We start from the raw sequence: 11,811 nt of genomic DNA, 5'->3' as shown, positions 1-11,811 counted from the left end.
AGATATGGTCGACGGGAAGGCACCATAAAGCGCGCATGACGACTGTGGCAGTGCCCACCCGCGGTCGGGCACTGCCCTCTGCTTTGGGTTGCGAAGTCGGCTGTCTCAGCCGCGCCGTGCCGCAGCGACCCAGATCCCGGTCAGCATCGCCGAGAAAATCCCGTTCCAGCTTGCCATGGACAGGCCGAACAGGCTCCACGCCACCTCGTCGCAGCGCACGACGGGCGCGCTTTGCAATTGTGACATCAGATCCTGCGTGGACATGCTGGCCAAACCGCCAACCCCGCCCGAGCAATGCGTCGGGCCTTCCCACCAGTTCAGCTCGACCCCGGTATGATAGATCGCCAGCCCACAGGCCACGGCGGCAGCCAGCGCCCCCAGCCATGCCAGGCCTTTGACGCGCCCGGTCAGGAAGATCAGCCCGGCGACGACGATTGCGGCCGCATGTGGCCAGCGCTGCAGGATGCACAACTCGCAGGGCGCATAGCCCGCCGCCTGAAAGCCGAAAGCCCCGATCAGCAGCGCAAGGGAACCTGCGCCTGCAACTAGGGAAAGCTGTTTGCCGTTCATCTTTTCCTCGGCGTCTTGGACCGGGCGAACCCGGCAGTTCATGGATTGCCGTCTGCATCCGCTTCTCGCAGGGCGTCGTCAAGCATCTTGCGGATTTGTCGCGCGCCTGTGATCATTTGCTACCGGCAGAGCAGGCCGCCCATATCCGGGAACCTGCACCGCCGTCGAAGGTTATGGGTCAAGAGGCCGCGCGTTTTCAGCGGTTTGGGGAAGGAAGCATCTGATGCAATGGCGTGGACGTAGGGGCAGCCGGAATGTCGAGGACAGGCGCGGCATGGGTGCCGCCGGGGCCGGGGGCCTTGGCATTACCGGCATGATCGTGGTGCTTGCGGTCGGCTATTTCTTCGGCATCGACATCTCTCCCATCGTGCGCGAGATGGATCAGGGGCAAAGCCAGCCGCAGCAGAACGCTCCGCTTTCGGAAGAGGATCAGCAATGGGGCGAGTTCGTCTCGGTCGTGCTGGCCGATACGGAAGAGGTCTGGCGTCCGGTTCTGGCCGATCAGGCCGGGGTGGAATACCGCGATCCGACGCTGGTTCTGTTCCGGGGCGCGGTGCAATCGGCCTGTGGCGGCGCATCGTCGGCCATGGGGCCGTTCTATTGCCCGGGCGATCAGCGGGTCTATCTGGACACCGATTTCTTCGACATGATGGAGCGCCGGATGGGCGCGGGCGGCGATTTCGCCTATGCCTATGTGATCGCACACGAAGTGGGCCATCATATCCAGAACCTGACCGGCGTGCTGGAACAAAGCATGCAGGCGCGGATGAATGCGGGCGAGCGTGAGGCGAATCAGATCTCGGTCCTCACCGAGTTGCAGGCCGACTGCTACGCCGGCATCTGGGCGCGTCATGCGCAGGACCGCTTCGGCACGCTGGAAGAGGGCGATCTGGCCGAGGCAATGGGCGCGGCAGAGGCGGTGGGCGACGACGTGATCCAGTCCAGCGCCGGGCGGACGCCGGTTCCGGACAGCTTCACCCATGGCTCTGCCGCAGAGCGGCAGGAATGGCTGATGCGCGGCTTCAATTCGGGCGATATGGGGCAATGCGATACCTTCGCCGAGGCCGGGCTCTGATCGGTCCGGCCGCTGTGCCCGGTGGTGGTCAGTGGGGGATGCGCGGCATCCTGCCATGCTCCATTCGGGCCCAGTCGGGCCAGAGACCCAGCCATTCCAGAAGCACGATCCCAAGACCCACGGCGATGACCAGCAGCACCAGCTTGACCGTCCTTGCGCTTGGCGGGTTGCGCGCCCATTTGGATGCCCGGAGAAGCCAGATCAGGTTGTTCATTGCTCGCCCCGCCTGCTAGATCGACCCTCGGACGACCCCCTCCCGCCGGGAATCGCAAGGCCGAAACGCAAGAGAAGACATTGCCGCATCATCAGGATACCCGCGAATTACCCTATACCGCCCGCCAGATGTACGATCTGGTGGCCGATATCGAAAGTTACCCGAAATTCCTGCCATGGAACAGCGCGGCGCGGATACGTTCGCGTGAGACCCGTGCCGATGGTGCAGAAGAAATCGCCGCCGATCTGGTGATCAGTTTCAAGGTCTTCCGCGAGCGTTTCGGCAGCCGCGTGGTGCTGTGGCCCGCCGATCCTGCGACTGGTGCGCTGCGGATCGATACGGAATATCTGGACGGGCCGTTCAAATACATGCGCAGCGGCTGGACCTTCGTGGACCGTCCCGAAGGCGGCAGCCATGTCGAGTTCTTCGTCGATTTCGAGTTCAAGAACATGATCCTGCAAAAGCTGATCGGCGTGGTCTTTCACGAGGCGATGTCACGGATCGTGCGGGCGTTCGAGGACCGGGCCAAGGCGCTATACGGCGCTTCGTAACGGGCCTTGCAACGGGTTGCGGGCGTTGTCATCGGTATTTGAACAACGAAGAAGCTGCGTTCGCCTGCAGGCAGCACATGCTGGAGATTTGGCTGCACTGCGCTAGTCGTAAGTATCCGGATCCACCGGATAACGGGTTCCATCGTAGCGGATGATCTGCGTCTCGGTGCTGGTTTCGGTGATATCTTCGCAGTCGCCGTTCTTCTCGAAGGCCAGCACTTTTGAGCGGGTGGTGATCAGGCGGATATCGGCGGCACCGTTCGTGCCATTTGGCGCAAGATCGAGGATACGGGACAGGTCGTGAAACTCGCCCGCGCATCGGGTGTCCCATTCGCCGCCATGGCTTTCGACCACCAGTTTCTCAAGCACCGGGACCAGCGTTTCGCCTCGTGGATCAAACAGCCAGAGAACTTCCTCGGAGAAGGGGTTCGGTTGCGACATGTTGGCATAGGCCGCGCGGATGCCGAAGGACAGGCGTTGATCCACCAGCCGGTAGGGCGCGGTATCGAAGCGCAGATCGCGCAGCGAGATGGCGTCGTCGAGGATGAAGCGGGGCAAGGTCAGGCGGGATTGCAGCGCCAGCGTGTCATGGTCGAAAAGTAGCAGTTCCAGATCGCCGGCATGGTCATAGCCCTGAGGGTCGGGGCCATCATGGATCAGCGGCATCGCCACCAGCAGGATCTGCGGCTGGGCAGGCCAGCGGCGGCAGATTGGTGCGGTCGGTTCCTGAAAATGACCGCGGGGTGTCCTGACCGTGCGTGCGCCGACGCGAAAGCCATCTTCGATTTGGATCGCTTCGGGGAAGGCGGTGGTGACCAGCCGGGCGAAATCCTCGGGGCAGGCGGTCTGATCCGCCGCAAGCGGCAGAGGCAGCAGCGCGGCAAGGGTCAGCACGGCGGCGGTCAGAAGGCGGGGCATAGTATGCTTTCAATCAGCGGGGTAGGACATCGGCCTCGCGGGCGATGCGGATCATGGCGCGGCTCATTTCGCCGTCGTCCACCTCATAGGTCAGATCGTGGAGACTGTTGTCAAAATCCTCATCCTGACCCGCCATGAAGTCCAACCGGATCTGTCTGTCGCGGGGATAGGGATCGGGGAACAGCGCCATGCCTTTGCGGACGGTTTGCGATGATCCGGTCATAGGGATCGGGCAGTTCGGCCAGACGCCGGGCGATCTCATCAGGCGGTCCGTAGTGGTCGAGGCAGGACCAGATCGGCGGGCTCATCGCCCTTCGCCTGTGCAATCCACTGTTTCAGTTCGGTCATGTCGTTCCCCTTCGCTTTCCCTCACAGAAGCCGATGCGGGCGCGGGCGTCCAGTCCACGCCCGCAAAGGACAGGATCGCGTTGGAGGATTGTCTGCCGTTCCAGCCGGAAAGGGCGTGCTGGATTACGACTTTTGCAAGATTATTTCAAAAATTGCTCTACTGGTGTAATATCTGCAAGAGACGCCCAGTCCGGGTGGTCGCTTTATGTGCAGGAGTTTTTCAGGTCATGTTAAGATTTCTGATGTTATTCGCCTTGATCGGCACCACCCCGATCATGACCGAGGCACGCACCTTCACCGTTGACGGCAAGGTGACGAATTCGACCGGCCTTCTGACCAATCCCGACGGTTCGGTACTGGTTGATTATCCGGCGGTCGGCAGCCTCGGGACGCTCAGCTTTTCGCTTGGTGAGAATGCGCTTGGCCCGGTCGACCCGGATCAGAGCTTCGTCATCACCGAAGAGTGGCAGACGCTGCCGATCTTTGCCACGGTCGAGGTCGGAGGCTTCAGCACCGGCTTTCGCGGCAAAGGCCCGAATGATGAACTGACTATCGAGTCGCAGTTCGTCAGCACCGATCAGGTGCGCTTCTCCAGCCGCGAGGTCGGGCAGGGCATCTTGGGCGAGACCTTTGCGGGCAATCTGCGACTGTCCTTCTCGCCCGAGCTGATAGTCGCGCCCGCGACGTGGAGCGATCTCTTCCTTGCCATCGATGACGGTCTGGCGACCGCTCAGCTCAGCTATAACGGCACGTTGCATGGGCAGTTCGTGTCCTTCGGGTTCGAGCAGATCCAGCCCGCCCCGATCCCGCTTCCTGCCAGTGGCGTCGTGCTGATCGGGGCGATCAGTGCGCTGGCCGGGCTGAAGTTGCAGCGGCGCAAGGCCGCCTGACCCGGCTACGAAAAAGGGCCGCTCTCTGGCGGCCCTGATCTTAGCTCAGCGCGGCTTTCAGCGCTTCGGCCCGGTCGGTGCTTTCCCAACTGAAGGCGGTGCCGCCTGCCAGCGCATAGGGATCGCGACCGAAATGGCCGTAGCTGGCCGTCGGGCGATAGATCGGGTGCAGCAGGTCCAGATCGCGGATGATGGCGAAGGGGCGCAGATCGAACACCTCGCGCACAGCCGCGACGATCTTTTCATGCGGCACGGTCTCGGTCCCGAAGGTGTTGAGCGAGATCGAGGTCGGTTGCGCCTCGCCGATGGCATAGCTCACCTGAATTTCGCAGCGGCTGGCAAGACCCGCGGCCACGATATTCTTTGCGACCCAACGGCCCGCATAGGCTGCCGAGCGGTCCACCTTCGACGGATCCTTGCCCGAAAACGCACCGCCGCCGTGACGGGCCATGCCGCCATAGCTGTCGACGATGATCTTGCGCCCGGTCAGGCCGCAATCGCCGACCGGACCGCCGATGACGAATTTGCCGGTCGGGTTGATGAAATATTTCGTCTCTGCCGACAGCCATTCGGCGGGCAGGACCGGCTTGATGATCTCTTCGATCACCGCTTCGCGCAGATCGGTCAGCGATATTTCGGGGTTGTGCTGCGTGGACAGAACCACCGCGTCGATCGCCTCGGGGCGGCCATTCGCGTCATAGCGCAAGGTGACCTGCGATTTCGCGTCGGGGCGCAGCCAGTCCAGCGTGCCGTCACGGCGGACCTTCGACTGACGTTCGACCAGACGATGCGCATAGGTGATCGGTGCGGGCATCAGCACATCGGTTTCATCCGAGGCATAGCCGAACATCAGACCCTGATCGCCAGCGCCCTGTTCTTCGAGAGTTTCGCGGTCAACACCTTGATTGATCTCGGGGGATTGCTTGCCGATGATATTGATGACCGAGCAGGTCGAGCCGTCGAAGCCGACATCGGACGAGGTATAGCCGATATCGTTGATCACGTTGCGGACGATGGATTCCAGATCGACCCAGGCCGATGTGGTGATCTCGCCCGAGATGATCGCCACCCCGGTCTTGACCATGGTTTCACAGGCGACGCGGGCGCGGGCGTCCTCGGCCAGAATGGCGTCAAGGATGGCATCGCTGATCTGGTCGGCGATCTTGTCGGGATGGCCCTCGGACACGGATTCCGAGGTGAACAATGCATATTCGGTCATGGGATCAATACCGGTAATGGTCAGATTTGAACGGACCTTCTGGCGTGACGCCGATATAGGCGGCTTGCTCGGACGACAATTGGGTCAGCTTCACGCCGATCTTGTCCAGATGCAGACGCGCGACCTTTTCGTCCAGCGCCTTGGGCAGGATGTAAACGCCGGGCTGGTATTCGTCGCCCTTGGTCCACAGCTCGATCTGCGCCAACACCTGATTGGTGAAGCTGGCCGACATCACGAAGGACGGATGGCCGGTCGCGTTACCAAGGTTCAGCAGACGGCCCTGCGACAGCAGGATGATCCGATTGCCCGAGGGCATCTCGATCATATCCACCTGATCCTTGATGTTGGTCCATTTGTGGTTCTTCAGCTGGGCGACCTGAATTTCGTTGTCGAAATGGCCGATATTGCCGACGATGGCCATGTCCTTCATCGCCCGCATGTGGTCCAGCCGGATCACGTCCTTGTTGCCGGTGGTGGTGATGAAGATATCGGCGCTATCCACCACATCCTCCAGCACGACCACCTCATAGCCGTCCATCGCCGCTTGCAGCGCGCAGATCGGATCGACCTCGGTCACCTTCACCCGCGCGCCTGCGCCGCGAAGCGAGGCGGCAGAGCCCTTGCCCACATCGCCATAGCCGCAGACGACGGCGACCTTGCCGGCCATCATCACGTCGGTTGCACGGCGGATGCCATCGACCAGCGATTCCTTGCAGCCGTATTTGTTGTCGAATTTCGACTTGGTGACGCTGTCGTTCACGTTGATCGCGGGGAAGGGCAGCAGGCCGTTCTTGTGCAGATCGTAAAGACGGTGAACGCCTGTCGTGGTTTCCTCGGACACGCCCTGAATGGCGTCACGCTGTTCGGTGAACCAGCCGGGGCTTTCGGCCAGACGCTGCTTGATTTGCGCAAACAGCGCCTCTTCCTCTTCGCTGGTGGGCGTGGCGATCAGGTCAGTCTCGCCCGCTTCGACCCGCGCGCCCAGCAGGATATAGAGCGTTGCATCGCCGCCATCGTCCAGAATCAAATTGGCGGTGCCATCGGGGAAGCGGAAAATCTGGTCGGTATAGGACCAGTATTCGGCCAGCGTCTCGCCCTTGATGGCAAAGACCGGCACGCCTGCCTTGGCGATGGCGGCGGCGGCGTGGTCCTGGGTCGAATAGATGTTGCAGGACGCCCAGCGGACATCGGCGCCAAGCGCGGTCAGCGTCTCGATCAGCACGGCGGTCTGGATGGTCATGTGCAGACTGCCTGCGATGCGCGCGCCAGCCAGCGGCTTCGAGGTGCCGTATTCTTCGCGCAGCGCCATCAGGCCCGGCATTTCGGTTTCGGCAATGTCCAGCTCTTTGCGACCGAAGTCGGCAAGCGCAATATCTTTGATGATGTAATCGGTCACGTTGTCCCGTCTTTCGTTCATCCGCAGTCGTGCCGGGGATATCTCAATCCCCTAGCAACCGAAAGTGAAAATGCGGATTTCGGTTTGCACGTCATGCTTGAACGGGGGCGGCGGCATAAGGCCGCCCCGCATCTGGCGTGATGCCGAATATCAGGCTGCCCGCCCCGCCGGAAGGGTAAAATGACGCACGGTGTCGCGCATGATCGACTTGGCGAGTTGCAGCGCCGAAGCGTCCGGCTGCATGGCATGAAGCCGCCCATCGATCAACATCCGCGCCAGCCCGTGGCAAAAGATCCGCGTGGTCAGAACCAGCTTTGGAATATCCGCGGTCGCGGGCAGATCGCCACGGTCCTGCGCACGCGACAGGGTACGGATCATCAGCTCGGACAGCGAATCGATGTAACGCCGCAGTTCGGGAACCTCATAGCCGTCCACCAGACTGTTATCCGTCACCAGCCGGAACTGGGTCGGATATTGCGCCGCCCATTCCATATAGACATCGCCAAGCGCCAGAAACTGACCGATAGGGTCGTCCTGTTCGACTTTCACGATCGCCCGCGTCGTCGCGTCGATCAGCCTGACCAGCGCCTGTTCCGCCACCGCGACTAGCAGGGAATGCTCATCAGCGAAGATTCCCCGCAAATCCTCGGCGCCGACGCCCATACGCTCGCAGATTTCGTCCATACTGGGACGCGCGCTGCGCGTTTCGGCCATTACATCAAGCGCTGTGACGATAGCCCGACCGTGCAGGCCCATGCCTTCCATGATCCGGTCGTGTCTGCTCATTTCATGCCTGTCCAATCCCACCACCCGATCCATGGCAAAACGATAGCAATGATACAATCGTCCGGCGCATTTCAGGGCAGTTGCCATTGCCACAAGAGCCGGGACGACTCTTGAAGCTTACCAAAGTCTTGCTGTGTGAAAAGCCGCTGATTGCAGGCGCATTGAATCGCCCGTTTTCAGTTCCGATCATTGCCAGAAACACGCAAGCCATATGAAGGCCCGATCTACGACTGTTTACCTAAGGTAAGGCTAGCACGTAGATCGGGATTGGCGAAGCTCACATATGGTCAGTTCCGGCTTTTTCGGTCAGCCTTCCGCGCGCGCCTGACGCTTGCGTTCATGCGGGTCCAGATACCGTTTGCGCAGCCGGATATTCTTCGGCGTCACCTCGACCAGTTCATCGTCGTTGATATATGCGATAGCCTCTTCCAGCGACATCCGCACCGGCGGCGTCAGCCGGACCGCTTCATCCGTGCCCGAGGCGCGAACGTTGGTCAGCTTCTTGCCCTTCAGCGGATTCACCTCAAGATCATTGTCGCGGCTATGCTCGCCGATGATGATGCCCTGATAGATCTGTTCCTGCGCGCCGATGAACATCTTGCCACGCTCTTCAAGGTTCCACAGCGCGTAAGCCACTGAAACTCCGTCTTCCATCGAGATCAGGACGCCCTGTCGGCGACCCTGAATGCTGCCCTTGTAAGGGGTCCAGCCGTGGAAGATCCGGTTCAGCACGCCGTTGCCACGGGTGTCGGTCATGAACTCGCCATGATAGCCGATCAGGCCGCGCGAGGGGACATGAGCGACGATCCGGGTCTTTCCGTGACCTGCCGGGCGCATATCGACCATCTCGCCCTTGCGGTCGCCGGTCAGCTTCTCGATCACCACGCCGGTATAGTCGTCATCGACATCGACGATGACTTCCTCGACCGGCTCAAGCCGCTGGCCGTCTTCCTCGCGGAAGATCACCCGCGGGCGCGAGATCGACAGCTCGAACCCTTCGCGGCGCATGTTCTCGATCAGCACGCCCATCTGCAATTCGCCCCGGCCCGAGACGATAAAGGCGTCGCCGCCCGGCGTATCCTCGACCTTGATGGCAACGTTCGATTCGGCCTCTTTCATCAGCCGCTCGCGGATCACCCGCGACTGGACCTTGCTGCCGTCGCGACCGGCAAGCGGCGAATCATTGATGCCAAAGGTGACACTGATGGTCGGCGGATCGATCGGCTGCGAGGGCAGGGCGGTATCGACCTCAAGCGCGGCAATGGTGTCGGCGACGGTCGCCTTGGCCATCCCGGCCAGCGTGACGATGTCGCCTGCAACGGCTTCGTCGATCGGCTGCTGGGTCAGACCGCGGAAGGCCAGAACCTTCGAGACCCGGAACTGTTCGATCCGATCGCCATCGCGGCTCAGCGCTTTCACGGTATCGCCTGCCTTGACGCGGCCAGCCTCGACCCGGCCGGTCAGCAGACGCCCAAGGAAGTTGTCCGAGCCAAGCGTGGTCGCCAGCATCTGAAACGGCTCGCCCTGACGCGCGATCTGCTTCGGCGGCTGAACATGCTTCAGCACCATGTCGAAAAGCGCCGACATATCCTTGCGGTCGCCGTCCAGCGTCTCATCGGCCCAGCCACCGATCCCCGACGCATAAAGATGCGGGAAATCAAGCTGTTCGTCATTCGCGCCCAGATTGGCGAAAAGATCGAACACGTCGTTCAGGGCGTTGTCGGGTTCGGCTGCGGGCTTGTCCACCTTGTTCAGCACGACGATCGGGCGCAGCCCAAGCGCCAACGCTTTCGAGGTGACGAATTTCGTCTGCGGCATCGGGCCTTCGGCGGCATCGACCAGCAGGCAGACGCCATCGACCATCGACAGGATGCGTTCCACCTCGCCACCGAAATCGGCGTGGCCGGGGGTGTCGACGATATTGATGCGGGTGCCTTTCCATTCGACCGAAGTTGCCTTCGCCAGAATGGTGATGCCACGTTCGCGTTCGATGTCGTTGCTGTCCATGGCGCGTTCCGCCACGGCCTGGTTCTCGCGGAACGACCCCGATTGCCGCAGCAACTGGTCGACCAGCGTGGTTTTGCCGTGGTCGACGTGGGCAATGATTGCGATGTTGCGGATATCCATGGGTGACCTTTATGCTTTCGCGGTCGCCCTAACGAAAACGCGGCTGAATGACCAGACGGAATTCGCATCGCCGCCGCAACGGCATCTGCATTATCCGAACCGTCGGCACAGACAATCCTGCTTGCACCGACAGCCCCGATCTATCCTTTCGCGCGCAGAAAGCTCAGCGCAGGCCGAGGAAGGACAGGATGAACAGGACGATGACGACAAGGCCGACGATATAGATGATCGAGTTCATGTTTCTTCTCCCTTGGGGCCGATGGCGTCGGGCTGTCTGCCGATCCGTCGGGCTGTGATGCGGACAGAACGGGATCAGGCTGCACCGAGTTCCTTGATAACTGATGGAAACGGCGGGCGGTTTACGTTCTGGGCAACCAGCCAAGACCCGCATCGGTGCGCCGGGCGGGGTCATAAAAGGCGCTGATCCAGCCCTTGTAACCCCATTCGTCAAGTTCGTCGTAAAAGGCGGGAAAGTTCATCTTTCCCGGCTGCGGCTCATCCCGGTCGGGATAGCTGGCGATCTGCACATGCCGGATCAGCGTGGCGTGGCGCCGCCATGTCTGCAACGCATCACCTTCGATCTGCTGCGCCAGATAGGTATCAAGTTGCAGCCCCAGATTCAGCATGCCCACCTGTTCGACAATATCCGCCGCCATATCGTAATCGGTGACCGGAAAGCCGCGCGGTCCGCTGCGAGAGCCGGGCTTGATGGTCAGGCTGGCATGTGGCGCCCGTTCGCAGGCCCAGCGAAGGTTCTCGACCAGAACCCGTTGCGCGTCGGGACTGTCGGTCTTGCCGGTCATCACATGGATGTGGCGCGCGCGCAAAGCCTGTGCAAATCGCAAAGCCCGGTCAAAATCGGTGCGAAACCGCGTCTCCATCCCCGGCTGCGCGGCAAAACCACGCGGCCCGCCTGACCAGTTCGGCGGGGGGCAGTTCAGCAGCACCATCTGCAACCCTGCCGCCGCTGCCGCCAGATGCAGCTCTCGCGCGGCGATGTCGTAGGGATAGAGGATCTCGATCCCCTGAAAGCCTGCATCCGCCGCCGCCGAAAAGCGGTCAAGCAGGGGCAGCTCGGTGAACATGGTGGTCAGGTTGGCGGCAAAGCGCGGCATGATTGGGCTCAGACTTCCAGCGGGAAGAACTGCCCGCCCGAGCGGACGCCGGTGCGCCCGTCCTCTTCATCCGCCGCCGCCGCCAGCCGGTAGAAGGTCTTGCGGTCGATCAATGCCTCAAGCCCGGCGCGGACATGGATATAGGGGCGGGGTTCCTTGGCGTCGCCGCGAATGATGATCGGATGCTCGGCATCCGCCGTCACCTGATCGCCGACATTGGTGGTGAAGGTGATCTTGTCTTTCAGAATATCGGCATCGGTCGCCACGAAAGGCGCGTCCTTCACGCGGATGCCGACCTTCTCGGCCGGGGTGACAAGGAAGTAATCGTCGCCTTCGCGCTTCAGAATCGTGGAAAACAGCCGCACCATGGCAGGCCGCCCGATCGGTGTGCCCTCATAGAACCAGGTCCCGTCGGCGCGAATCTCCATATCCAGATCGCCGCAGAAGGGCGGGTTCCACAAATGCACCGGCGGCAACCCGCCTTTTTTCGAGGCCTTGCTGGCTGCGGCGGCAATGCCCTCGGCACTCACGCTTTTGTCACTGTCCTGTGCCATTCGCTGTGGTCGCCTTTCCTCAAACTCCCTATGGTAGGTCTAGAGCAG

13 protein-coding genes are annotated in these 11,811 nt (G+C 61.6%); 3 read left to right on the top strand and 10 right to left on the bottom strand.

The features are described from left to right. Positions 1 to 105 precede the first annotated feature (105 nt). Complete coding sequence (locus JJJ17_RS07615) at positions 106 to 570, bottom strand: disulfide bond formation protein B (protein WP_200685112.1); 465 nt, start codon at positions 568 to 570, stop codon at positions 106 to 108. Between the two features lie 223 nt (positions 571 to 793). On the opposite strand from JJJ17_RS07615, the gene ypfJ reads away from it, so the two are divergent. Beyond that, a complete protein-coding gene (gene ypfJ, locus JJJ17_RS07610) occupies positions 794 to 1,645 on the top strand; it encodes a KPN_02809 family neutral zinc metallopeptidase (protein ID WP_200685110.1) in 852 nt (283 codons plus the stop codon). A 28-nt stretch (positions 1,646 to 1,673) separates the two neighbouring features. Here ypfJ and JJJ17_RS07605 read toward each other — a convergent pair whose 3' ends face one another. Further along, positions 1,674 to 1,859, bottom strand: coding sequence for a hypothetical protein (locus JJJ17_RS07605; protein WP_200685108.1), 186 nt, complete (start codon positions 1,857 to 1,859; stop codon positions 1,674 to 1,676). An 80-nt stretch (positions 1,860 to 1,939) separates the two neighbouring features. Between JJJ17_RS07605 and JJJ17_RS07600 the strand changes: the two genes are divergently transcribed. Then, positions 1,940 to 2,410 carry a type II toxin-antitoxin system RatA family toxin gene (locus JJJ17_RS07600; RefSeq protein ID WP_200685106.1) on the top strand — a complete coding sequence of 157 codons (471 nt, stop codon included), beginning with the start codon at positions 1,940 to 1,942 and terminating at the stop codon, positions 2,408 to 2,410. 102 nt (positions 2,411 to 2,512) lie between these two features. Here the strand turns inward: JJJ17_RS07600 and JJJ17_RS07595 are convergent, their stop codons facing one another. After that, a complete protein-coding gene (locus JJJ17_RS07595) occupies positions 2,513 to 3,328 on the bottom strand; it encodes a PA3715 family protein (RefSeq protein WP_200685105.1) in 816 nt (271 codons plus the stop codon). Between the two features lie 13 nt (positions 3,329 to 3,341). Beyond that, positions 3,342 to 3,590: a hypothetical protein gene (locus JJJ17_RS07590; RefSeq protein WP_200685104.1), complete on the bottom strand. Its 249-nt coding sequence runs from the start codon at positions 3,588 to 3,590 to the stop codon at positions 3,342 to 3,344. Between the two features lie 328 nt (positions 3,591 to 3,918). Between JJJ17_RS07590 and JJJ17_RS07585 the strand changes: the two genes are divergently transcribed. Further along, a complete protein-coding gene (locus JJJ17_RS07585; protein ID WP_200685103.1) occupies positions 3,919 to 4,566 on the top strand; it encodes a hypothetical protein in 648 nt (215 codons plus the stop codon). A gap of 40 nt (positions 4,567 to 4,606) precedes the next feature. Here the strand turns inward: JJJ17_RS07585 and metK are convergent, their stop codons facing one another. The 6 genes from metK to JJJ17_RS07555 form a co-directional block, all read right to left on the bottom strand. Beyond that, on the bottom strand, positions 4,607 to 5,785 hold the full coding sequence (metK, locus tag JJJ17_RS07580; protein ID WP_200685102.1) for a methionine adenosyltransferase: 1,179 nt from the start codon (positions 5,783 to 5,785) through the stop codon (positions 4,607 to 4,609). Positions 5,786 to 5,789: 4 nt separating this feature from the next. Then, complete coding sequence (ahcY, locus tag JJJ17_RS07575) at positions 5,790 to 7,181, bottom strand: adenosylhomocysteinase (protein ID WP_200685754.1); 1,392 nt, start codon at positions 7,179 to 7,181, stop codon at positions 5,790 to 5,792. 150 nt (positions 7,182 to 7,331) lie between these two features. Continuing rightward, complete coding sequence (locus tag JJJ17_RS07570; RefSeq protein ID WP_200685101.1) at positions 7,332 to 7,967, bottom strand: TetR/AcrR family transcriptional regulator; 636 nt, start codon at positions 7,965 to 7,967, stop codon at positions 7,332 to 7,334. Positions 7,968 to 8,273: 306 nt separating this feature from the next. Next, complete coding sequence (typA, locus tag JJJ17_RS07565; protein ID WP_200685100.1) at positions 8,274 to 10,094, bottom strand: translational GTPase TypA; 1,821 nt, start codon at positions 10,092 to 10,094, stop codon at positions 8,274 to 8,276. A 359-nt stretch (positions 10,095 to 10,453) separates the two neighbouring features. Further along, positions 10,454 to 11,209 carry a hydroxypyruvate isomerase family protein gene (locus tag JJJ17_RS07560; protein WP_200685099.1) on the bottom strand — a complete coding sequence of 252 codons (756 nt, stop codon included), beginning with the start codon at positions 11,207 to 11,209 and terminating at the stop codon, positions 10,454 to 10,456. 8 nt (positions 11,210 to 11,217) lie between these two features. Beyond that, positions 11,218 to 11,763 carry a DUF1285 domain-containing protein gene (locus JJJ17_RS07555; RefSeq protein WP_200685098.1) on the bottom strand — a complete coding sequence of 182 codons (546 nt, stop codon included), beginning with the start codon at positions 11,761 to 11,763 and terminating at the stop codon, positions 11,218 to 11,220. Between the last annotated feature and the right edge of the window lie 48 nt (positions 11,764 to 11,811).

The organism is Paracoccus caeni, from assembly GCF_016629665.1.
Taxonomy (GTDB): Bacteria; Pseudomonadota; Alphaproteobacteria; order Rhodobacterales; family Rhodobacteraceae; genus Paracoccus; species Paracoccus caeni.
Note: the sequence above shows the minus strand (reverse complement) of the source record. Positions and strands in the feature narration are given on the sequence as shown.